21 protein-coding genes are annotated in these 22796 nt (G+C 30.1%); 7 read left to right on the plus strand and 14 right to left on the minus strand.

Annotation, left to right across the window (positions count from 1 at the left end; genetic code table 11):
* Positions 1-11 precede the first annotated feature (11 nt).
* From rodA to AC3ATN_RS05615, 7 genes are read right to left on the minus strand one after another with little or no spacing between them, the layout of a single operon-like run.
* Positions 12-1271 carry a rod shape-determining protein RodA gene (rodA, locus tag AC3ATN_RS05585; protein WP_487532248.1) on the minus strand — a complete coding sequence of 420 codons (1260 nt, stop codon included), beginning with the start codon at positions 1269-1271 and terminating at the stop codon, positions 12-14.
* Positions 1264-3126 (minus strand): penicillin-binding protein 2, encoded by a 1863-nt coding sequence (gene mrdA, locus AC3ATN_RS05590; RefSeq protein ID WP_487532250.1) that lies wholly within the window; start codon positions 3124-3126, stop codon positions 1264-1266. The genes rodA and mrdA overlap by 8 nt, the downstream gene beginning before the upstream one ends.
* Positions 3123-3623: a hypothetical protein gene (locus AC3ATN_RS05595; RefSeq protein ID WP_487532251.1), complete on the minus strand. Its 501-nt coding sequence runs from the start codon at positions 3621-3623 to the stop codon at positions 3123-3125. The genes mrdA and AC3ATN_RS05595 overlap by 4 nt, the downstream gene beginning before the upstream one ends.
* Positions 3623-4414, minus strand: coding sequence for a rod shape-determining protein MreC (gene mreC, locus AC3ATN_RS05600; RefSeq protein WP_487532253.1), 792 nt, complete (start codon positions 4412-4414; stop codon positions 3623-3625). The genes AC3ATN_RS05595 and mreC overlap by 1 nt, the downstream gene beginning before the upstream one ends.
* 4 nt (positions 4415-4418) lie before the next feature.
* Positions 4419-5438: a rod shape-determining protein gene (locus AC3ATN_RS05605; protein ID WP_487532254.1), complete on the minus strand. Its 1020-nt coding sequence runs from the start codon at positions 5436-5438 to the stop codon at positions 4419-4421.
* Positions 5439-5475: 37 nt separating this feature from the next.
* Complete coding sequence (gene purH / locus AC3ATN_RS05610; RefSeq protein ID WP_487532255.1) at positions 5476-6999, minus strand: bifunctional phosphoribosylaminoimidazolecarboxamide formyltransferase/IMP cyclohydrolase; 1524 nt, start codon at positions 6997-6999, stop codon at positions 5476-5478.
* Positions 6986-7477 carry a GAF domain-containing protein gene (locus tag AC3ATN_RS05615; RefSeq protein WP_487532257.1) on the minus strand — a complete coding sequence of 164 codons (492 nt, stop codon included), beginning with the start codon at positions 7475-7477 and terminating at the stop codon, positions 6986-6988. The genes purH and AC3ATN_RS05615 overlap by 14 nt, the downstream gene beginning before the upstream one ends.
* A gap of 98 nt (positions 7478-7575) precedes the next feature.
* Here AC3ATN_RS05615 and AC3ATN_RS05620 point away from each other — a divergent pair, with 98 nt between their 5' ends.
* From AC3ATN_RS05620 to AC3ATN_RS05635, 4 genes are all read left to right on the plus strand, one after another.
* On the plus strand, positions 7576-8262 hold the full coding sequence (locus AC3ATN_RS05620) for a heavy-metal-associated domain-containing protein (protein WP_487532258.1): 687 nt from the start codon (positions 7576-7578) through the stop codon (positions 8260-8262).
* Positions 8263-8286: 24 nt separating this feature from the next.
* Complete coding sequence (locus AC3ATN_RS05625) at positions 8287-8697, plus strand: HYC_CC_PP family protein (protein WP_487532259.1); 411 nt, start codon at positions 8287-8289, stop codon at positions 8695-8697.
* 113 nt (positions 8698-8810) lie between these two features.
* Complete coding sequence (locus tag AC3ATN_RS05630) at positions 8811-10976, plus strand: TonB-dependent receptor (protein ID WP_487532260.1); 2166 nt, start codon at positions 8811-8813, stop codon at positions 10974-10976.
* Between the two features lie 13 nt (positions 10977-10989).
* Positions 10990-11349, plus strand: a complete 360-nt coding sequence (locus AC3ATN_RS05635) for a heavy-metal-associated domain-containing protein (RefSeq protein WP_487532261.1) — start codon at positions 10990-10992, stop codon at positions 11347-11349.
* 36 nt (positions 11350-11385) lie between these two features.
* Here AC3ATN_RS05635 and groL read toward each other — a convergent pair whose 3' ends face one another.
* The 7 genes from groL to miaB all read right to left on the minus strand — a co-directional run bounded on the left by groL (position 11386) and on the right by miaB (position 17818).
* Positions 11386-13026 (minus strand): chaperonin GroEL, encoded by a 1641-nt coding sequence (gene groL / locus AC3ATN_RS05640; RefSeq protein ID WP_487532263.1) that lies wholly within the window; start codon positions 13024-13026, stop codon positions 11386-11388.
* Positions 13027-13041: 15 nt separating this feature from the next.
* Positions 13042-13320 carry a co-chaperone GroES gene (locus AC3ATN_RS05645; protein WP_487532264.1) on the minus strand — a complete coding sequence of 93 codons (279 nt, stop codon included), beginning with the start codon at positions 13318-13320 and terminating at the stop codon, positions 13042-13044.
* A gap of 116 nt (positions 13321-13436) precedes the next feature.
* Positions 13437-13775: a preprotein translocase subunit SecG gene (gene secG, locus AC3ATN_RS05650; RefSeq protein ID WP_487532265.1), complete on the minus strand. Its 339-nt coding sequence runs from the start codon at positions 13773-13775 to the stop codon at positions 13437-13439.
* Entirely contained in the window at positions 13772-14488 is a 717-nt protein-coding gene (locus AC3ATN_RS05655) for a hypothetical protein (RefSeq protein ID WP_487532266.1), read from the minus strand. Before AC3ATN_RS05655 ends, secG begins: the two co-directional genes overlap by 4 nt.
* Before the next feature lie 4 nt (positions 14489-14492).
* The gene (gene lptE / locus AC3ATN_RS05660; RefSeq protein WP_487532267.1) at positions 14493-15020 is read right to left on the minus strand and encodes an LPS assembly lipoprotein LptE; all 528 of its coding nucleotides are present in this window, start codon (positions 15018-15020) and stop codon (positions 14493-14495) included.
* Entirely contained in the window at positions 15004-16275 is a 1272-nt protein-coding gene (locus tag AC3ATN_RS05665; protein ID WP_487532268.1) for a sigma 54-interacting transcriptional regulator, read from the minus strand. Before AC3ATN_RS05665 ends, lptE begins: the two co-directional genes overlap by 17 nt.
* Position 16276: 1 nt before the next feature.
* Positions 16277-17818: a tRNA (N6-isopentenyl adenosine(37)-C2)-methylthiotransferase MiaB gene (miaB, locus tag AC3ATN_RS05670; protein ID WP_487532269.1), complete on the minus strand. Its 1542-nt coding sequence runs from the start codon at positions 17816-17818 to the stop codon at positions 16277-16279.
* Between the two features lie 341 nt (positions 17819-18159).
* On the opposite strand from miaB, the gene topA reads away from it, so the two are divergent.
* The 3 genes from topA to AC3ATN_RS05685 form a co-directional block, all read left to right on the plus strand.
* Positions 18160-20637, plus strand: a complete 2478-nt coding sequence (gene topA, locus AC3ATN_RS05675; protein WP_487532270.1) for a type I DNA topoisomerase — start codon at positions 18160-18162, stop codon at positions 20635-20637.
* Positions 20637-21785, plus strand: a complete 1149-nt coding sequence (locus AC3ATN_RS05680; protein WP_487532271.1) for a formimidoylglutamase — start codon at positions 20637-20639, stop codon at positions 21783-21785. Before topA ends, AC3ATN_RS05680 begins: the two co-directional genes overlap by 1 nt.
* A 91-nt stretch (positions 21786-21876) precedes the next feature.
* Positions 21877-22796: SUMF1/EgtB/PvdO family nonheme iron enzyme (locus tag AC3ATN_RS05685; protein WP_487532272.1), on the plus strand; the 920-nt coding region annotated here is incomplete at its 3' end.

Below are 22796 nucleotides of genomic sequence, written 5' to 3' on the forward strand. Positions count from 1 at the left end.
GCTGCAAAACATTACCAATCACTTAATCTATTTGAATCAAAGTTTAAATAAATAAAAATAAACAAACTAAACGTTAAAAGACTTGAACCTCCTGCACTCATAAAGGGAAGGGGTATTCCGATTGTTGGCAACAACCCAAGAGTCATCCCTATGTTTATTGTGAAATGTCCAAAAAAGATGGAGGCAATACAATAAATAATAGTTCTCCTAAAGATATTAGTTTGTTTTTCTGCTTGATTTAGCATTCTTACAATCAATATTACAAAAATTGCAATTAATCCAAATCCACCTATAAAACCCCACTCTTCCCCAACGGTAGTAAAAATATAGTCTGTTTGTTGTTCTGGAACAAAATTACCTTTTGTTTGCGTTCCTTGTAAAAAACCTTTTCCTGATAATCCCCCAGAACCAATAGCTATTTTTGATTGTTCTATATTGTAACCTATACCTCTCGAATCTTGAGTTATTCCAAGTATCACATTAAATCTGTCACGGTGACGCTGATCAAATACGGAGTTAAATATAAAATTTACTGAAAATATAAAAATTATTGACAAAAGTCCAATTGATAAAATCGGAAAATTATTTAGATTATTTTTCTTTTTTCTAAAATAGAAAAATAAAAAAAAACTAATTAATACTATTGAATAAATCATTATCTGAACGGGAATCAAAAGAGTGAGTATAAATAAAATTATTGATAATATTAATAGAATTAAATAATTAAATGAAAGTCCTTCTCTAAAAAAAACTAAAAAAATGAAACAAAAAACAACTGAAGAACCAGGATCAGGTTGAAGAATAATTAAAGTTGCTGGAAGCGCAATAATTAATATTCCAATTAAAAGAGATTTTTTATTTTTAAGATTAGTTTGGTATTCACTTAAATGTCTTGCAATCATTAATGATGTAGCAATTTTTGAAAACTCGGATGGTTGAATACCTATCCCTCCGAAAATATACCATGAATTTGCCCCATTAATTGTTTGACCAAAAACAAAAAGACCCAACAATGAAAATATGCTAAGTATATATACTATGTATGATAGCTGTTGAAAAAATTTTGTACGAACACCTAAAACAATAAACCCCAAACAGATACTTAATAAAATAAATATAATTTGTTTCCCCACTAAACTACTTGAGTTTGTGCTATTAAGGATTTCACTACTATAATTTGAAGAATAAATATTTATAAGTCCAAAAAAAACAAGGATTAAATAACAAAAAATTATTATCCAGTCGAGTCTATATATAAGAGGTTTATTCATTTATTTTAAATGATTTTCCTTTAAAAGGTTTTAAATACTCCTCATTAAGACTCCCCTCCAACATTCTTGTTTCAAGCCACTTTTTTTTAACGGTTTTAAAAATATATTTTTCAACCATTAGGCTTGCTATGGGGGCAGCCCATCTTGATCCCCAATATCCATTTTCAATAAAAACTGCTAAAGCAATTTTAGGGTTATCTTTAGGGGCAAAAGCTATAAAAATCGAATGATCTGTTAATTGTGTTTTTTCCCCATTTAGTTTAATGAAATTTTCTACTGTTCCAGTTTTACCACAAAACTCGATTCCATCTATTTTTGCAATTTTAGCGGTTCCATTTAAAATAACTTTTTCCATTCCATCAATTACTGGATCAAAGTAAATTGAATCTATTGTAGTTTTCTTTTTTTTAAATATACTGTTATGATTATTTCCATTTATAGATTTTATAAAATGGGGGGTAATATAAAATCCTCGATTAGCAATTGCAGCAGTAAAATTTGCCATTTGAATGGGAGTAGTCAATACTTCTCCTTGACCAATTGAATTAGAGATATTTGTTGCTGCCTTCCATCTTCCCTGACCGTAAACTCTGTTGTAGTATTCACCATCTGGTATAAATCCTGGTTGACCTGTGGGAAGATCATAGCCTAAATAATTACCTAACCCAAAACTAGAAAGATGATTTTTCCAATTATTTAGACCCGCATTAGGAGATTCTTTTGAATTAATTATTTTTTTATATGTATTTGCAAAGTATGTATTACACGATTGATGTATTGCACTTATAAGATTATTACTTGTACCAGCTATACAATGACAACCCATGAAAGAACCTTTTGCATAAAAATGCCCTTTATTACAGATAAATCTAGATTCTTTATTTATTACTTTTTCTTGCAGAGCTATTAGAGCATTTAAAACTTTGAAAGGAGATCCTGGGGAATATTGAGCCTGTAAGCCTCTATCGAATAAGGGTTTTGAAATAGTGTCATTTAACAGTTCTCCATAATTTTTAGATCTGTTTCTCCCCACCAATAGATTTGGATCATAGTTTGGAGAAGATATAAGAGCCAGGATTTCTCCTGTACTGGGTTCTATAGCTACAATTCCACCCCTTTTATTTTGTAGAAGTTTTTCTCCATATTTTTGAAGATCAATATCCAGAGTTAAGCTAATATTCTTTGCTGCAATTGGTTTTATGTCAAAATCCCCATCTTCATAAGGTCCAATAACTCTATTAAATCTATCTTTTTGATAAAAAGACTTTCCTTTTTCACCTCTTAAAATCTTTTCATAGAATTTTTCGATCCCTTGTCTTCCAATCAACTCTCCAGATTGATAATAAGAATCCTTAAATAAATCGTTTTCATTTACTTCACTTATGTAACCAAGAACATTTGCCCCTTCCTTATGAAAATATTTTCGAATTGATTTTTTCTGCAGATAAAATCCAGGATATTTCCATAATTTTTCTTGAAGAATGGCGTGTTTTTCTTTTGAAATTTCACTTGAAATTATTGATGGCTTTTTTCTTGAATAAAGTATGGCGTTTTTAAATTTAGAATTGAAATTTTGTACAGATATATCAATTATTTCAATCAACTCTAGAGTGTCAAATTTGCGAGTGTTTTCTGGAATAGCCATAAGGTCGTAACCAGGTTGATTAGCAACTAAAATCTTATTATTTCTATCAAATATAAATCCTCTATCTGGAAAAATTGGACTTTCAAGTACTGCATTGTTTTCTGAAAGAGACTTGTAATTAGAATTTATTAATTGAAGTTCCATAAGTCTAATAGTAAATATAATTGCAATAAGAAAAGTAAAAACTTGTATGAAGTAATTTCTTATCATTTTTTAGAAATAAAACCTAATGAAATTGCAATTAAAATAGATGTTAATAAACCTGTCAAAATTGTATTTTTTAAAATATTAGCAAATGCTAAAAAACTAAAATAAGAGACGAAAAAATAAATAAAATGATGAATCAAAATTATTAATCCTGAAAATAAAACTCTATTCTTGATTTTTGTACCACTTAACATCCCATTCGAAATATCAGCATTAACTCCAAAAGAAAAATTAATTAATAATGGTCTAATATAAGCTGTAACAAGACATGATATAGTATTTGATCCTGGGTTTTGAGTAATTAAATCTATTAACAACCCAAGAGTAAAGCTTAACAAAATAAACTGTAACCTTGATCCATCAAATTTGTAAACTAAAAGAAAAATTATATAGAATATTGGGTCTAAATAGCCTAGAAAATCCCATGATTCAAAAACTGTCACTTGAACTACAATTCCTAAAATAAAATATTTTGCAATTTTTAAGTTTTCATGTACCATTACTCTAGAGATTTGATTTTATCTTGTGAATTATTTTTTATTATAAATACATTAAATTCATTCCCCACTATGTTATTCAAGCTTACTTTAATTTGATAATAACCCATTTCTGGGTATAATTTAAAATCTTTCACAATTCCAATCAGAATTCCTTCAGGAAAATAAGTTGACATTCCTCCTGTAACAATTGAATCTCCAATTTTAACTTCATTTATTTCAGAAATATCATTTAGGTTTATAATGTTTGGATTCAATCCATCCCAATTTAAAGATCCAAAAGCATTATTTTTTTTAAATTTCGCATTTATTTGTAAATCCTTATTTAAAATTGAAATAATACTAGAATAATTTTCAGAAGCATTGTTAATTACCCCAACAATACCTTTAATTGATATTACACCCATTTCCATTTTTATACCATCTTTTTCACCCTTGTTAGTTATTAAATAATTTCTGGAAGACTTTGTACTGTTTTTTATAATACTTGCCTCAATAACCTCGTAAGGAATTTTTGATTTATTATATGAAATTTTTTTGTTACCATTAATTTGATTCTTTAGTAATATTTTATTTTCAATTAAAAGATTATTATTTATTTCTTTAAGATTAAAGTAATCATTTATTGATTTGGTAATATTATAAGTTGACCCAGTAAATTCAATAGCGATTTTATTTAGTTTAGATTGATGGTATAGACTTCTGTTTTTGATAAAAATAAAAGAAACAAACAATAGAGCTAGGAAAAGAATAAAGGTTCTGTTCTTTAAAAGCACATTGATAATTTGTTGCATTAACTTATTTTATCAATATTGTTTTATATCTATCAAGATTTTTCAAAGTGATCCCAGTACCCCTTACGACAGCCTGTAACGGCTCTTCAGCAACATAAACAGGCAGGTCGGTTTTCCTCGACAGCCTCTTATCTAGACCCCTTAAAAGAGCTCCGCCTCCAGCAAGGTAAATCCCAGTATTATAAATGTCGGCAGCTAATTCTGGTGGAGTTTGTGCCAAGGCCTCCATTATAGCATCTTCTATCCTAATTATTGATTTATCTAAAGCCTTTGATATTTCTGTATAAGATATCATCGATTGTTTTGGTTTACCAGTTAAAAGATCTCTTCCTTGAACTGACATTTCATCTGGAGGAGACTCCAGGTCCTCAATTACGGCACCAATCATTATTTTAATTTTCTCCGCAGTACGTTCTCCAACATAAAGATTATGTTTACTTCTCATATAATAAACAATATCATTTGTAAAAACATCTCCAGCGATTTTAATTGATTTATCACAAACTATTCCGGATAATGCAATTACAGCAATTTCTGTAGTTCCCCCCCCTATGTCAACAATCATATTTCCTTTTGGTTGCATGATATCAATTCCGATACCAATTGCAGCTGCCATTGGTTCGTGAATTAAATAAACTTCTTTTCCATTAACTCTCTCAGCTGATTCTTTTACTGCTCTCATTTCAACTTCTGTTATTCCTGATGGAATACATATCACCATTCTTAAGGAAGGAGTAATAAATCGATTTTTCAAACTAGGTATACTCTTGATTAATTTACTTATCATTTGTTCAGAAGCATTAAAATCGGCAATAACACCATCTTTTAGAGGTCTAATAGTTTTGATATTTTCATGAGTTTTTCCTTGCATTAAACTCGCCTCATTTCCAATGGCAATAATTTTATTAGTTGTTCTGTCAATAGCAACAATTGAAGGACTGTCAACTACAACTTTACCATTATGAATAATAAGTGTATTAGCTGTTCCGAGGTCAATTGCAATTTCTTCTGTAAAAAATCCCATTTTAGATAAAAGTTATATTCCTTTAAAGGTAAATAAATTAATGTTTAAAATGACGTACTCCAGTAAATACCATTGACATATTATTTTCATTACAATAATTGATTGACAATTCGTCTTTAATTGATCCACCAGGTTGAATTACTGAATTAATCCCAGAGTTATTAGCAATTTCAACACAATCTGGAAATGGGAAAAAAGCATCACTTGCCATCACAGAATTTGATAAGTCAAAACCAAAATTATTGGCTTTCGTTATTGCTTGATTTAGAGCGTCAACTCTGGATGTTTGTCCAGTTCCTGAAGAACATAATTGTTTATTTTTCACTAAAACAATTGTGTTTGACTTAGTATGTTTACAGACCTTAGAGGCAAATATTAGATCTGCTAATTCGTTTTTGCCAGGAGATTTAATTGTAACATTTTTTAAACTTTCAGAGCTATCGGTTTTTAAGTCTTTGTTTTGAACTAAATATCCATTTAAGCAGCTTCTGATTGAGGATTCAGGTAAAATAGTATTTTTCTGAATTAGAAGTATTCTATTTTTTTTGGAACCCAGAAGCTTTAGAGCTTCCGGGTTGTAGCTAGGAGCAATTAAAACCTCAAAAAATAAATTATTGATTGAATTAGCTGTTATTGTGTCTATTTCTTTATTACTAATTAAAACTCCGCCAAAGGCCGAAACAGGATCTCCAGACAAGGCATCCTCATAAGCTTTAAGTAAAGTGTTTCTTGTTGCTAAGCCACAAGCGTTATTATGCTTTAGAATTGCAAAAGTTGGTTCGTTTTTTTTAAACTCATTCATCAGATGAATAGCAGAGTCAATATCAAGTAAATTGTTATATGAAATATCTTTACCGTTAACTTGTTCAATTAATTCATTTATTTTACCGTAAAAATATCCTTCTTGATGAGGGTTTTCTCCGTAGCGAAGTTTTTTGTGAGTATTCTCAGTTATTTTTAAACTTTTTTCACTGGTAGTTAGATATTTAAATATGCTTGAATCATATTCGTTGGATTCACTAAATGCAAGAGAAGCAAAATATTTTCTTTCTTCCAGTGAAGTATGACAATTATTCTCATTAATTATATTAAGAAAACTCTTATAATTAGATTTACTAGAAACACAAAATACATTTTTGAAATTCTTGGCTGCGGCTCTAATTAAAGATATTCCTCCAATATCTATTTTTTCAATGATATCAATTTCAGTAGCTCCAGAATTTACAGTTTTCTGAAAAGGATAAAGATCTACAATCACTAAATCGATTTGTGGAATTTCAAATTTTTCTAACTCCTTGTTGTCAGAAATATTGTCTTTTCTATTTAAAATACCACCAAATATTTTTGGATGTAAAGTTTTTACTCTTCCATCTAAAATAGACGGATAGCCAGTTATGTCTTCAACTGGAGTAACGGAATATCCAAGAGAACGAATATATTTTTCTGTTCCTCCAGTTGAATATATCTTAACTTTATTATTAATTAATTTTTTTAATATTGGCTCTAAGCCTGTTTTGTCAAAAACAGATATTAAAGCTGAAGATATTTTAATTGAATTCATACATTTTTATTTTACTTTTTTTCATTTTTTTTGACACTAGTATGGCCACAGATTCAAGTAATTTAATTTCTTTTTCACCAAAAGGATCAAGTGAATCAGAATCAATATCTATTTGACCAACATTATTTCTATCAACAAATATTGGGATTACTATCTCAGATTTGACATTGACATTACAAGAGATGTAGTTTTGTTGTTTCGATACATCTGGGACAATAAAGTTCATATTAGAAACGGCGACTTGGCCACAAATACCTTTTCCAAATGGAATTTTTAAATGATCAGTAGGTTTTCCAGAATAAGACTCAAGAATTAGCACCTTTTCTTTATGATTTGAGAAATAAAAACCAACCCAATCAAAATAATTAATTTCAGATTTTAAAATTTTACAAATTTCGTCTAGAGAAACTTTAAAAGAATTTGATTCATCATCTAAAATAATTTCAATTCTGGATGTTAAGTTTGAAAAATTGCTCACTATTTTTTTTGCTAAAATATTAAATATATTAAGGCTATGATATCTTTTTTTAACAAAAAATATATTTATTAAAGCAATAATTAAATTAATTTTGTGATATGGTTAAAAGTTTACAAATATTTGGAATGACATGTGAAAATTGTCAAAAACACGTACATGATACTTTAAAATCTTTAATTGGAGTAAATAAAGTCATAGTAAGTTTAAAAGATAATATTGCAACCATTTACTCTGATAAAAAAATTAGTAATGATGAAATTAAGAATGTATTAGGGGATAAATATTCAATAAATAATATAACTAAACAAAATAAGGGAAATAAAATAATTCAACTTAAACCGTTATTGTTAGTTTTTGCTTATTTAATTTTTGGAACATTTTTTTTAAGTAGAAATGATTTTATTTTTGATAAAATGATGATTGATTTTATGGGCTTGTTCTTTTTAACTTTTAGTTTCTTTAAATTCCTTGATTATTCATCTTTTTCAATTAGTTTTTCGAAATATGACCCTTTAGCCAAAAGAGCTCTTTTTTATGCAAAGTTGTATCCATTTTTAGAGTTGTTTTTGGGTATTTGTTTTTTGTTTAATTGGAATATTAAAATATGTTCCATAATAACCCTATGTATACTCAGTATTACGACCTTTGGAGTAATAAAATCACTTTATAATAAAAGTGAAATTCAATGTGCTTGTTTAGGAACAGCACTCAATCTTCCAATGACTGAAGCTACTCTTGTCGAGAATATTGTTATGATTTCGATGTCAGTGAGTTTTTTAATTTAAATAGTGTACTTTTATATTATGAAAATGTATAATAAATTATCACATTTATTAATTTCTTTCACATTAATTTTTAATCAATTAGGTGTTGATTTAAACTTGCATTACTGTGGTGGTAGTTTTTCTTCATTATCTTTCATTAATCAATCCACTGATTGTGGAATGCACTCAAAAACAGATATTAATTCAAGTAAAGTTCTTTCTTATAATTCAGAATCTTGTTGTGAGGATAAAATATTAAATACATATTTAATAGATTTTCAGTTTGAACCAATTTTTGAAATTGAAAATCATAAATTATCAACTTCCACTTTTGTTAATTATACTTTCAATAATTTAGAACCATTTCTAACAAAGAATCTCCATACCAAGGATTCTCCCCCTGTAAACAAAAATAAAAAGTATTTATTGTTTACTCAATTATTATATTACTCGTAATCTAATATTCTTTTAAATATATTTTTTTTTAATTTAATTCGAATTTTATGAATATCAAGTATTATATTTTTATATCCCTTTTTTGTATCAACTTTTTAAAGTCCCAAGAAACTTTGAGTGGAAAAATAGTGTACAAACAAGACAGAGAAACCATCGCTTTGGAGGGAGCCAATATATATTGGCTATCTACAAACGAAGGCAGTGTTACTAACCAGTCCGGTGATTTTAATATAAAGTTATCTAAGAAATCTGATAAACTTGTTATAAGTTATTTAGGATTTCGTTCCGATACTTTAAAAATTTTATCCAACAGTAGATTTGTGCATTTTTTGAAAGAAGATCTTAGTACTAACCTTGATGAAGTATCTTTGGTTGAAAGAAAAAAAACCTCTAAAATTTCTTTCACTAAAACACAAAACACCATACTTGTTGATGCAAGTGAACTATTAAAGGCAGCATGCTGTAATCTTTCTGAAAGTTTTGGAACTAATCCTTCGATTGATGTAAATTTTTCAGATGCTCTTACAGGAACAAAACAAATTAATATGCTTGGTCTTAAAAGTCCATATATTCTTATTTCTGAAGAAAATATTCCAATGGTAAGAGGAGCTTCCCAGGCTTATGGATTAACATTTACACCGGGAACATGGGTTGAGAGTATTCAGATTTCTAAAGGAACAGGAAGTGTTGTCAATGGATTTGAGAGTATTGCCGGACAAATTAATACAGAATTAAAAAAACCTTTCACTGACAATCCATTTTTTTTAAATTTATTTGGATCAAAAAATGGAAGATTAGAGTTAAATACCCATTTTAACAAAAAAATTGGAGAAAAGTGGAGTACAGGCTTATATATTCATTTAAACCAACGAAATCAAAAAATTGATAATAATATTGACGGTTTTTTAGATGTACCTTTATCGAATCAGGTTAATATTCTCAATCGATTTCAGTTTATGGATCTTTTAAAAGGATGGGTAGTCTTTTATAACTGGAGAATTTTAAATGATCAAAAACAAACAGGCCAGACTTTATTTAATCCTTCATCAGATATTAACTCAAGTGTTTTGTGGGGAAGTGAAATAAATACAAAAAGATTTGATACCGCTTTAAAGATTGGATATGTTTTTCCAGAATATTCTTACAAGAGTTTTGGTGTTCAAGCGGCTTATAGTAATCACGATCAAAAAGCTTATTATGGTTTAAGGAATTATGATATTTTTCATGAAAGTTTTTACAGTAATTTTTTATATAACTCAATTTTAAATAATACAAATAATAAATTCAAGTCTGGATTAAACCTTTCAGTTGATAAATATGTTGAAAATGTTGATAATGATGGTTTTTCAAGAATTGATAAAAATTTGGGTGCCTTTTTTGAATGGAGTCACGATGATATAGAAAAGTTAAGTTGGACAGCGGGTGTGAGGATTGATATTAATAATAATATTGGTACGTTCATCACGCCAAGAATTCATTTAAGATACGCTTACAATTCATCAACTATTTTTAGATTTTCTTCTGGATCAGGAAGAAAGGCTGCAAATATTTTTGCCGAGAATCAACCAATATTTGGTTCAAATAGAAAAATATATATTGAAAAGGGGGGTAACCCATTTTATGGTTTATTACCTGAGAGAGCATGGAATTTTGGAGTTAGTTTAAGTAAAAATATAGAATTGTTTAATAAAAATGCAAATATTGTTTTTGACTATTACGCAACCCATTTTGAAAATCAGGTTATTGTAGATTTAGAAAATGAAGGTAGAGTATCATTTTACAATTTAAATGGAAATAGTTCTGCTAAAAGCCTTCAAGTATCATTTGATATTGATTTAACATCTCAGTTAGAATTCAAATCTGCGTATAAAAATGATATAGTATCTATTGACTATAGGAGCGGAGAAAAACAAAAACAATTAGTACCTAAGAATAGAGTTTTTGCAAATTTAAGCTGGAAATCTATCAAAACAATAAAAGGTAAACAATGGCTTTATGATTTCACAATACATCACCTGGGGAGTCAGAGATTGGTTGAAAATAGTTTAAACACAAATAACAACCAAAGCCCATCCTACTCTCTTTTAAATACACAACTAACAAGGGTTTTTTCGAGTTCTTCTGAAATATATATCGGAATGGAAAACTTAGGTAATTACACGCAAAGTAATCCTATAATATCGAGTGAAGATCCTTTTAGCGCAAACTTTGACACCTCCCAAGTTTGGGCCCCTGTTTTTGGGAAAATGATTTATGGAGGTTTTCGTTTTAAAATTTAATAATTATAATAATATGAAAAAGTATTTATTTATTCTGTTTTTGGTAATTTTCTCAAATTCAAATGCTCAAAATAATTTAAAAAAAGATGAAATTTCTTTCAAAGTCGCGGGTAATTGTGAAATGTGTAAAATGAGAATTGAAAAAGCTGCACTTTCTCTAAAAGGTGTTAAATATGCTAATTGGAGTATACCAGATAATCAAATAAGATTAATATATAATCCAAGAAGGGTTGAGCTTACAGAGATTCATAATTCAATTGCAAATAGTGGGCATGATACTTCAGTTAAAAGTGCTCCAACTGAAACTTATAATGAGTTGCCAATATGTTGTTTGTACGTAAGAGAAAATAATCAAAGCCCCATTAAAAAATAAAATGAGGCTTTGATAGGGTTTAAGGAAAAATGATATTTACATCATTCCTGGCATACCACCACCCATTTGAGGCATACCACCTCCTCCAGCCGGAGAATCTTCTTTAATATCAACCAATGCACACTCAGTTGTGAGAATCATACCTGCTACACTAGCTGCATTTTCAAGTGCAACTCTTGTGACTTTTTTAGGGTCAATGATTCCTTCTTTAAGCATGTCAACAAAAGTTCCTTCTTTTGCATTATATCCATAATTAGCATCACCTTCTAAAACTTTAGAGACCACTACAGACCCTTCGCCTCCAGAATTCTCAACTATTGTTCTGAGAGGAGACTCAATCGCTTTATAGACAATTTGAATACCAGTTGCCTCGTCAGCATTATCTGATTTTAGCTTTTCTAGAGTCTTCTTCGTATTCAATAAAGCGACTCCTCCACCTGCAACAATACCTTCTTCAACTGCAGCTCGAGTTGCATGAAGAGCATCATCTACACGATCTTTTTTTTCTTTCATCTCTACTTCAGATGGAGCCCCAACGTAAAGAACAGCCACTCCTCCTGAGAGCTTAGCTAATCTTTCTTGCAGTTTTTCTTTGTCATAATCTGAAGTTGAGGATTCAATTTGTGCTTTTATTTGGCTAACTCTATCCAAGATTGCTTTACTATCTCCAGAACCATTTACTACAGTTGAATTATCTTTATCTATAGTTACTTTTTCAGCTGAACCTAGCATTTCAATAGTAGTAGTTTCAAGAGTAAAACCTCTTTCTTCAGAAATAACAGTTCCACCAGTTAAAATAGCAATATCTTCTAACATAGCTTTTCTTCTGTCACCAAATCCAGGAGCCTTAACTGCTGCAATTTTCAGGGACCCTCTAAGCTTATTAACTACTAATGTAGCTAGTGCCTCACCATCAACGTCTTCTGCAATTACTAATAAAGGTTTTCCTGTTTGAGCTACGGGTTCTAGAACGGGAAGAAGATCTTTCATTGAAGAAATTTTCTTATCATACAATAAAATATATGGTGTTTCTAAATCAGTAAGCATTTTTTCAGAATCTGTCACAAAATAAGGAGACAAGTAACCTCTGTCAAATTGCATTCCTTCAACTACATCAACATAAGTGTCGGTTCCTTTTGCCTCTTCAACTGTTATTACACCTTCTTTTCCTACTTTTTCAAATGCCTCAGTAATTAGACTACCTATGTTTTCATCATTATTTGCCGAAATGCTTGCAACTTGTTTTATTTTTTCCGAAGAATTGCCGACTTCAACTGATTGTTTTTCAAGATCAGAGACAATTGCAGCTACAGATTTATCTATTCCTTTTTTTAAATCCAATGGATTTGCTCCTGCAGCAACATTTTTCAAACCTTCTTTTACAATGGCTTGAGCTAAAATTGTTGCAGTAGTTGTTCCATCTCCTGCTAAATCATTAGTTTTAGATGCAACCTCTTTAACCATTTGAGCACCCATATTTTCAAGTGGATCTTCAAGTTCGATTTCTTTAGCTACACTTACACCATCTTTTGTCACTTGTGGAGATCCAAAAGATTTTCCGATGATTACGTTTCGACCTTTAGGGCCTAATGTAACTTTAACTGCATCGGCCAGAGCGTCAACTCCTCTTTTGACACCATCTCTAGCGTCAATATCAAATATTATTTTCTTTGCCATAATTTTTTTATAAGTTTAAACAATTGCCATTAGATCACTTTCTTTCATCATAAGATAGTCAGTTCCTTCATGGTTTAATTCAGTTCCTGAATACTTGCCATATAGTACTTGGTCACCAACTTTTACAGTTATTGGGTTTTCACTAGTACCGGGTCCAATAGCAACTACAGTTCCTTTTTGTGGTTTTTCTTTTGCGCTATCAGGAATGTATATTCCCGAAGCAGTTTTTGTTTCGGCTTCAAGAGCATGAATAAGCACTCTGTCAGCTAAAGGTTTAAGATTGATTTTACTCATAATTAAAATTTAATTAATTAATTAACTATAATTTCATAAACTATGCCAAATAGTATCAATTAGATAATTTAATGATAAAATGTCAAAATGTCATGTTTGTAGAAGTGTTTGGAAAATTAATTTTTCACTTCAGGAATTGAATTATTTGGGAAAGACTCTTCAGGAATCACCTCTTCTATAATATTATCTCCATCGATTAATTTGGAATCTGAAAATGAACTACTTTTTTCTAAAGCAACATTAGATAACAATATCAATACTAGAAGAACAGCTGCTAATATCCATGTACTACGGTCTAAAAAATCAGTAGTTTTTTGAACCCCACCCATTTGTTGAACTCCACCTCCAAAAGATGAAGATAATCCACCGCCTTTTGGATTTTGAACCATAACAACAAGGATTAGTAGAAAACAGAAAAATATAATTAAGGCAATAAAGACATAGAATGTATTCATTTTTTATTCATTTTTTTCATTAATCTTTTTGTTTCACTTATTTGGATTGCAAATAAAGCATTTTTTTCTGGATATTTCAAACTTAATATTTTGTATGCCTGATGAGCTTTTTCATATTTTTCTTGTTTAAAAAATATTTTGGCTAAGGTTTCTGTCATAAGTTCTTCATCAGAAAAGTTGCTTTCAGAACTTAAATCAATTGTATTATTTAGATTTATATCTTTTGGTTGAGAAACCTTTGGATTTGTTTTCAAAAATGAATTGATAATTCTCCAATTATGTTCACTATCGTTATTAGATAAGTGAAAATTATTTTGAATATTTTTATTTGATATTGAAACCCATTCAGTAAAACTTAATTTTTTTAATTTAAAATCAGGTTTTGAATCCTCTTTGTTTCTCTGAAAAGTATTTTCAACTTTTTGTTTTACCTTAAATTGCCGTTTATTCTTTTTTTCTTTTTCAGGTTTATTGATTTTAAATTTATCATTTATCCATTCCATTAATAAATTTCTGTCATAAGTTATTATGGCAGTTTTCTCTAAAACTGAATTAAAATTAATACTTTCTTGGCTTTGTAAAGATTTTACATAGAGAAAATGAGCTGTTTGAAAATAAGGATATATTTTTGTAATTGTCTCTAATTCTTCAGATGTTTTGGGTAAATTAGGATCAAACTCCTCAAATAAAGTAGAGAATTTATGTTTATTCATTTTGTCACCATTTTGCTAATGTTTCGTTGAAAATATTCTGAGTTATTCTTTCAAATATTTCATCTAAAGCTACGTCTCGAACATCGTAAACTTGTTTGTTAGCCTCAAAGTCATAAAAGTGAGAAAATCTTTTTTCAAAATCATCATCTTTATTTTTTTTATTAAAGTATCTGAGATTTATTTCCATAGTCAACCTATTTTGTGCTGCTTTTATTTGAGAAGTTGCCGACATTGGAGTCACACTAAATTCTACAATTTCTCCCTCATATACCAAGTCACCTCCTTTGTTTACTATGGATAAATTAGTTTGATTTAAAAAAAGATCTTGAAGAGCTATTGTGAACTCTTGATCTAAACCAGGCTCAACAATAGACCCTGGTCTATTACCTGCAAGATTTTCAAAAAAATTAACTTGAAATGTTTTTGTCCCAGCAGGAATAGAAGCCCCTGTAAAAGAATAAAATTTACACCCAATTAAAAGAGTAAAGATTAATATTGTAAAATATAAATTTAGATTATTCCTCCAGTTCATTAAGATCGTGTTGTTTTATTTTTCTATATAAAGTTCTTTCAGAAATACCCAGTTCTTGTGCGGCAATTTTTCGCTTACCTTTACTTCTAACCAGAGCCTTTTTCACCATTTCTATTTCTCTTTCAAGTAAAGATAGGGGTTCCTCTTCAATTACAGTTTCAGCATAATCGTAATTTAGTTCTTGGGTATATTTATTGTCTAAACTGCTTGTTTCTTCATTGACATTTATATCATTTTTAACAGATTTCACTTCCGATTTTTTTTCAACATTTTGATATATCTTTTGAATTAAGTTTTGGTTTTTCTCCTGAGTTTCAGAAGAATTACCACTCTTCATAAGATCTAATGTTAATTTTTTTAAATCATTTAAGTCTCCTTTCATGTCAAATAAAACTTTATATAATATTTCTCGTTCAGATGAGAAATCAGATTTCATTTTACTTTTTTCAATTAGAGCAGGAAGTCTGCTAAAATTCTTTGGTAAATAATTATTTAGAGTCATTGGAGATAAAATGCGCTCTTTCTCTAAAACTGAGAGCTGCTCAGCAATATTTCTTAATTGTCTAATGTTTCCATTCCAATAATAGTCTTGAAGCATTTTCTGTGCATTATCATCAAGTCTAAGAGTTGGCATTTTATATTTTTGAGCAAAGTCAGAAGCAAATTTCCTAAAGAGAAGAGGAATATCTTCTTTTCTTTCTCTTAGTGGAGGTAAATTAATTTCTACTGTACTTAGTCGATAATACAAATCCTCCCTAAATTTTTCTTTTGCGATAGCATCGTCCATTTTTAAATTTGTAGCAGCTACTATTCTAACATTAGTGCTTTGAACTTTGGATGAGCCTACTTTAATAAATTCACCATTTTCTAAAACTCTTAAAAGTCTAACTTGAGTTTGAAGGGGCAGTTCTCCTATTTCATCCAAAAAAATCGTTCCTCCATCTGCAACTTCAAAATAGCCACTTCTATTTGATGTGGCTCCAGTAAATGCACCTTTTTCATGCCCAAAAAGCTCGCTATCTATTGTGCCGTCTGGAATAGCACCACAGTTTACAGCTATGTATTTAAAATGCTTTCTTGGAGAGTTTTGGTGAATTATTTTAGGTATACTTTCCTTTCCAACACCACTTTCCCCTGTTACTAAAACAGAGATGTCAGTTGCTGAAACCCTTAGAGCTTTTTCCAAAGATCTATTTAGTCCAGGATCGTTCCCAATAATTCCAAATCGTTGTTTAATTGATTGTAATATTTCCATATTAAATTGTTTTTGAGTAGTCTATAGCATGTCCTTTAAGGGTTGCAGAAGTAACACTTTCAATTTTAACATCAACAAAATCCCCTATAGAATAATTTTCTCTTGGAAAAACAACAGTCGTGTTCTGTGTTGTTCTTCCACTCCACTCATGATTACTTTTTTTTGATACTTTTTCTATTAATACACAAACAACTTTATTAATGTATTGTTCTGTTCTATGCTTACTATGCTTTAACTGAACAGATATTATCTCTTGAAGTCTTCGCTTCTTTGTTTTTTCAGGAATATTATCTATTATTTTTCTTGCAGCAAGAGTTCCTGGACGTTCAGAATACGAGAACATAAAACCAAAATCATATTTAACATAATCCATTAAGCTTAAAGTATCGTTGTGATCTTCTTCTGTTTCTGTTGGAAAACCTGCAATCATATCTTGTGAAATTCCGCAATCTGGAATTATTGCTCTAATATTATCGATTAAATTGAAGTATTCTTTTCTAGTATGCAAACGATTCATTTTTTTGAGAATAGAGTCACTTCCAGACTGAACTGGAAGATGAATATATTTACATATATTATCGTATTTTGCCATTGTGTGTAAAACATCAATTGACATATCCTGAGGATTGGATGTTGAAAAACGTATTCGGATTTTTGGATAACTTTCAGCAACTAGGGTAAGAAGTTTTGAAAAATTTATGGCAGTTTTTTGCTGAATAGCACTTGATTTTGAAAAATCTTTTTTCATTCCGCCTCCATACCATAAATAGCTATCGACATTTTGACCTAAAAGTGTAATTTCTTTGAAATTACTAGAGGCTAAGTCATTAATTTCATTCAGAATACTTTTTGGGTCTCTACTTCGTTCTCGTCCACGTGTAAAGGGTACTACGCAAAATGTACACATGTTATCACAACCTCTTGTTATTGAAACAAAAGCAGAAACTCCATTTGAGCTAAGACGAACAGGAGAAATATCACCATAAGTTTCATCTTTTGATAGAATTACATTTACAGCTTCTTTTTCATTGGCGACTTCTTCTAATAGATTTGGAATATCCTTATAAGCATCTGGTCCTACAACCAAATCAACTATTTTCTCCTCTTCTAAAAATTTATGCTTAAGTCTTTCAGCCATACAACCTAAAACTCCAACTTTAAGGTTTTTATTATGTTTTTTTATTGACTGAAAATAATTTAATCGTTTTCTGACTGTCAATTCAGCTTTTTCTCTAATTGAACAGGTATTTACAAGAACAAGATGAGCCTCTTTAATTATTTTTGTTGTAGAATATCCCTCTTTTTGTAATATTGAAACAACAACTTCGCTGTCAGAAAAATTCATTTGACAACCATAACTTTCTATATATACCTTTTTATTATGGGTATTTTTACTCGTAACTATTTGATCAGAAATGGTTTCTCCGTTATATTGGTTAGGATTTTTGTGAGTATAACTTTGAGTATAACTTGATGAAGTTAGAGCCTTTGAATTCTTTAATGAATTGTTATTCAGTTTTTTATGTGTTTTCGTATTACCCATTTAGGTATAACCTTTTTTATATTTTTTTAATTAAAATTAGTTATTCCCAAACTTGGGTATAAAGAAAATTAACATACTTTTTAAAATACAAAGATAATCAATTTCGGTCATTTTGTCAGTAATATATTAAATCTAAAAGAAGAGTTTATCAAGAAATTAAATAACTCATTCTTATTTTATGAAAAATAAAAAAGGTTTAATTAAAAAATTATTATTTATCCATACATGTTAAAATTAGCTTTCTCAGGGAATAAATCATTCTATATTTTTAATTAAAAAAACAGACTTTAATTTATTATTAAAAAAACTACATACTTTTGTTCTCTAAATTAATTTATTTCATGGCTAAAAATTTAGTTATTGTTGAGTCACCTGCAAAAGCAAAAACCATTGAAAAGTTTTTGGGTAAGGATTATAAAGTTGCATCTAGTTTTGGACATATAGCTGATCTTCCTTCAAACGAATTAGGAGTTGCTGTCGAATCTGACTTTTCCCCAAAATATATAGTTACAGATGATAAAAAGAAGGTTGTAAGAGAGCTTAAAAGTTTGGCAAAAAAAGCAACAACCGTATGGTTGGCGTCAGATGAGGATAGAGAAGGAGAGGCTATTGCTTGGCATCTATCCCAACAATTAGAATTAGACGTTAAGAATACTAAACGAATTGTTTTTCACGAAATAACAAAAAGTGCAATTTTAAGAGCTATTGAAAACCCAAGATTAATTGATGAAAACCTGGTTAACGCCCAGCAAGCTAGAAGAGTATTAGATCGTCTTGTAGGTTATGAGCTTTCTCCAGTTTTATGGAGCAAAGTAAAGGGAGGTTTATCTGCGGGAAGAGTTCAGTCAGTTGCGGTGAGGTTAATAGTAGAAAAGGAAAGGGAAATTCAAGATTTTAAATCTAAACAATCATTTAAATCTCAAGCAGTTTTTGTAACAAATGAAGGAAAGAAAATCAAATCTCAACTTCAAAAGAATTTTGGGGATAAAAATAGTGCAATAGATTTTTTAAAAATTAATGTAAATTCTGATTATAATGTTGATGCTGTTGAGAAAAAACCAGGCAAAAAGAGTCCAACAGCTCCTTTTACAACCTCAACTTTACAACAAGAAGCATCTAGAAAACTATATTTTTCAGTCAGTAAAACAATGGTTGTTGCCCAAAGACTATACGAGTCCGGATTAATAACATACATGCGTACTGATAGTGTAAACCTATCAAAAGAAGCCCAGGGAACCGCAATTGCTGAAATTAAAAGACGTTATGGTGAAGAATATGTGCAGGCAAGGAGTTATAAAAACAAAAATAAAGGAGCTCAAGAGGCACATGAGGCAATTCGCCCCACCGATCTAAGTAAAAATACAATTACTGGAGATTTTGATCAAATTCGTTTGTATGAATTGATATGGAAAAGAACTATTTCTTCTCAAATGAGTGAAGCAAAACTTGAAAGAACACAGTTTAAAATTAAATCCTCTAATCATGATGAAATATTCGTAGCTAATGGAGAAGTTTTACTTTTTGAAGGTTTTTTAAAAGTTTATCTTGAAGGAACGGATGAAGATACGGAGGAAGATCAAGGAATTTTACCCAACATTTTAAAGGGTGAAAGCCTGGCTTTAGGAGAATTGAATAGTATACAGCGTTTTTCGAGACCTCCATCACGCTTTTCGGCGGCAGCACTTGTTAAAAGACTCGAAGAATTGGGGATTGGAAGACCTTCCACTTATGCTCCAACAATTTCAACAGTTCAAAATAGGGGTTATATCTCCAAAGGATTAGATGAGGGAGTAGGAAGAGAGTATATCCATTTGTCTCTTGTTGAAAATGAAGTTTGCGAAAAAAATATTTCTGAAAAAGTCGGGTCCAATAAAGGAAAGCTTGTTCCTACTGATATAGGTAAAATTGTAAATGATTTTTTAGTTAATAATTTTCAAAACATTTTGGATTATAATTTTACAGCAGAAGTTGAACAAAGTTTTGATAGAATTGCTGACGGTGATCAGAAGTGGAAAGGAATGCTTAAAACCTTTTATTCAGATTTTCATAGTTCAGTTAATTTTGTTAAAGAAAATGCTCAACGTGAATCTGGAGAAAGAGTCCTAGGAAATCATCCTGAAAATGGAAGAGTAATAAAAGTTAGACTTGGAAAATTTGGACCGCTGGCCCAAATCGGGAACATGGAAGACGATGATAAGCCACAATATGCAAGTCTCGGTCCAGATCAAAATTTAGAAACTATAACCTTAGAAGAAGTAATGGATCTTTTTAAGTTACCAAAAGATCTCGGAGAATATGAAGATAAAATAATTAGTGTTAATAACGGTCGTTTTGGTCCATATATTAAATTTGGAGAGCTATTTGTTTCTTTAAGTAAAGGAATGATTGCCACCGAAGTTGATTATCAGATAGCTGTTGATCTTATTGAAGAAAAGAAAAAAGCTGACGCACCAATTTATGAACACGATGGATTTCCTGTAACTAAAGGAAAGGGTCGCTTTGGTCCGTTTATAAAATGGAACAATTTATTTATAAATGTCAATAGAAATTATGATTATGACAATCTAAGTGATTCTGATATTTTAAAATTAATAGAAGAGAAAATTCAAAAAGAAAAAGATAAAATTATCAGCAACTGGATTGACGAAGGAATAAGGGTAGAAAAAGCAAGATGGGGAAGATCTAATATAATTAAAGGTAAAACAAAAATTGAGTTACCTAAAACTATCGATGCGACTAAGATAACGTTAGAAGACGCCCAGGATCGTTTAGCCTCATTAAAAAGTAAAAAGAAAAAACAAACCACTAAAAAGAAATAATGAGCCTAGAGTTGCTTAATCCTATTTCTGAAACTTCCATGAATTCTTTGGTTCTTGCCCCTGAACAGGTAATTGGAAAAACCATTGCAATCCATAATGAAGGAAATGGTTTTCCAATATTGGAGGATGTTAAAATTGCATTAATTGGAATCACTGAAAATAGAAATGCTTTTTTTCCGACTTTAGATTATGACTTAGATTCATTTAGAAAAGCTTTTTATAATCTTTTCCCGGGAAATTGGAATTTTAAAATTGCTGATTTAGGAGACTTACCTAATGGGGAGACTATAAATGATACATATTTTGCTATTACAGAGATATGTAATGAATTACAAAAGAAAAATATTATACCCGTGTTAATTGGAGGAAGTCATGATTTGATATATCCCATTTACAAATCATATTCATCGAATAATAGATTAACTAATATTGTTTCAATAGACAATCAATTTGATTTTTCACAAAATGAAGAGTTGATATCAGGAAGATCTTATATGAGTCAAATTATAATGGAAGAACCCAACTTTTTAAATAATTTTACAAATATAGGATATCAAAGCTTTTTCATTGCTCAAGAAGAACTTGCTTTAATGGATAGATTGTATTTTGAATCTATGCGGCTTGGTAAAGTTTTGGATGATATTAACCAGACTGAACCCTATTTTAGGGATGCTGACATTGTGGGTATTGACATGAAGGTTTTGTCTTGGACAGCTTGTGGAACTAGTGTTTCAGGTCAGCCGAACGGAATAGATGGTAGAAGTATATGTTCTTTAGCTCGTTATTCTGGAATTAGCGATAGGGTCTCAAGTTTTGGTTTGTTTGAATTACCAAGCAATCCTGTTTTTCATCAACTTTTATCTCAAATAATTTGGTATTTTATTGAAGGTTATTCCAATAGGTTTAATGAGTATCCTGTTTTAATAAGTGATGAGTTTGTAAAGTATATTGTAACTTTGTCTGACAGAGAGTTGATTTTCCATAAAAGTAATAAAAGTAAAAGATGGTGGGTAGAATTACCAAATGAAAATTATATAGATAATAAATTAAAAAGATCAACGTTATTACCATGCACACAAGAGGATTATACATCAGCTTGTGCGGATGAATTACCTGTAAGGTGGTGGAAAGCATCAAAAAGAGGTTAAAAAAGTAAAAAAAAACCACTATTTTAGTGGTACTTTGCATTGAAATAATAATTTTGTAAAGAAATCGAACAATAAAGAGCTTGAATAGCTTATGAAAAAAATTGTTTTAATTATTGTTATTGTTCTGACCACAATAAGTTGTGGTAGACGTGATAAAGGAGAGTTAGTTGGTGTCAAGCAAAAAAAATGGTTTCCTGAAAAACCATTTGGTATGACCCTTGTAGAGGGTGGAGCTTACATTATGGGTAAATCTGATGAGGATGTTGCTCAGCTTCAAAATGCTCAAGCTAGAACAGTTACAGTCCCATCTTTTTATATGGATGAAACTGAAATCACAAATAGTGAGTACAGACAATTTGTTTATTGGGTGAAAGATTCAATAGCTCGTACATTCCTTGCAAACGAAGCGGAAGGAAATGAAGGCGCAGAAGGCATCAGTAATTGGAAAAAACTTTCGAGTGATGAGGAAGAATTAAATGCCTATCAAAAATATATGTTGGATAATTATGATCTTGATCCTGGTAAAATCAATTGGGATGAAGATATCGAATGGGGAACCAATGATTATCCCGACGAATTTTATGCAGCTGCAATGGATTCTTTATACTTAGACCCAAGTTTTTGGTATGACGGTGAAATGAAGATTGATGTCAATAGATTGAAATATGCTTATATAAATTTTGATGCAGAAGGTGCAGCTATGAAGTCAAAAAGTCTTGGAACAAGAAGATTATCAGATTCAATACGTAAAACCTTTATTGACACTCTTCACGTTTCAATATATCCGGATACTACTGTTTGGATTAAAGATTTTATGTATTCTTATAATGAGCCGATGCATAATGATTATTTTTCACACCCTGCATTTCAAGATTATCCTGTTATAGGAATTTCTTGGAAACAAGCAACTGCTTTTTGTAATTGGAGAACCCTAAATAAAAATAATTATCAAAGATCTAAAGGAGACCCTCTTGTTAGTAAATTCAGACTTCCAACTGAGGCAGAATGGGA

This window comes from Candidatus Marivariicella sp., assembly GCF_983056325.1.

What these genes read in the sequence shown, in the direction of transcription:
- rodA (WP_487532248.1), bottom strand. Translation starts at nt 1,271, where the DNA reads ATGAATAAACCTCTTATATATAGACTCGACTGGATAATAATTTTTTGT.
- mrdA (WP_487532250.1), bottom strand. Translation starts at nt 3,126, where the DNA reads ATGATAAGAAATTACTTCATACAAGTTTTTACTTTTCTTATTGCAATT.
- AC3ATN_RS05595 (WP_487532251.1), bottom strand. Translation starts at nt 3,623, where the DNA reads ATGGTACATGAAAACTTAAAAATTGCAAAATATTTTATTTTAGGAATT.
- mreC (WP_487532253.1), bottom strand. Translation starts at nt 4,414, where the DNA reads ATGCAACAAATTATCAATGTGCTTTTAAAGAACAGAACCTTTATTCTT.
- AC3ATN_RS05605 (WP_487532254.1), bottom strand. Translation starts at nt 5,438, where the DNA reads ATGGGATTTTTTACAGAAGAAATTGCAATTGACCTCGGAACAGCTAAT.
- purH (WP_487532255.1), bottom strand. Translation starts at nt 6,999, where the DNA reads ATGAATTCAATTAAAATATCTTCAGCTTTAATATCTGTTTTTGACAAA.
- AC3ATN_RS05620 (WP_487532258.1), top strand. Translation starts at nt 7,576, where the DNA reads ATGGTTAAAAGTTTACAAATATTTGGAATGACATGTGAAAATTGTCAA.
- AC3ATN_RS05625 (WP_487532259.1), top strand. Translation starts at nt 8,287, where the DNA reads ATGTATAATAAATTATCACATTTATTAATTTCTTTCACATTAATTTTT.
- AC3ATN_RS05635 (WP_487532261.1), top strand. Translation starts at nt 10,990, where the DNA reads ATGAAAAAGTATTTATTTATTCTGTTTTTGGTAATTTTCTCAAATTCA.
- groL (WP_487532263.1), bottom strand. Translation starts at nt 13,026, where the DNA reads ATGGCAAAGAAAATAATATTTGATATTGACGCTAGAGATGGTGTCAAA.
- AC3ATN_RS05645 (WP_487532264.1), bottom strand. Translation starts at nt 13,320, where the DNA reads ATGAGTAAAATCAATCTTAAACCTTTAGCTGACAGAGTGCTTATTCAT.
- secG (WP_487532265.1), bottom strand. Translation starts at nt 13,775, where the DNA reads ATGAATACATTCTATGTCTTTATTGCCTTAATTATATTTTTCTGTTTT.
- AC3ATN_RS05655 (WP_487532266.1), bottom strand. Translation starts at nt 14,488, where the DNA reads ATGAATAAACATAAATTCTCTACTTTATTTGAGGAGTTTGATCCTAAT.
- lptE (WP_487532267.1), bottom strand. Translation starts at nt 15,020, where the DNA reads ATGAACTGGAGGAATAATCTAAATTTATATTTTACAATATTAATCTTT.
- AC3ATN_RS05665 (WP_487532268.1), bottom strand. Translation starts at nt 16,275, where the DNA reads ATGGAAATATTACAATCAATTAAACAACGATTTGGAATTATTGGGAAC.
- miaB (WP_487532269.1), bottom strand. Translation starts at nt 17,818, where the DNA reads ATGGGTAATACGAAAACACATAAAAAACTGAATAACAATTCATTAAAG.
- topA (WP_487532270.1), top strand. Translation starts at nt 18,160, where the DNA reads ATGGCTAAAAATTTAGTTATTGTTGAGTCACCTGCAAAAGCAAAAACC.
- AC3ATN_RS05680 (WP_487532271.1), top strand. Translation starts at nt 20,637, where the DNA reads ATGAGCCTAGAGTTGCTTAATCCTATTTCTGAAACTTCCATGAATTCT.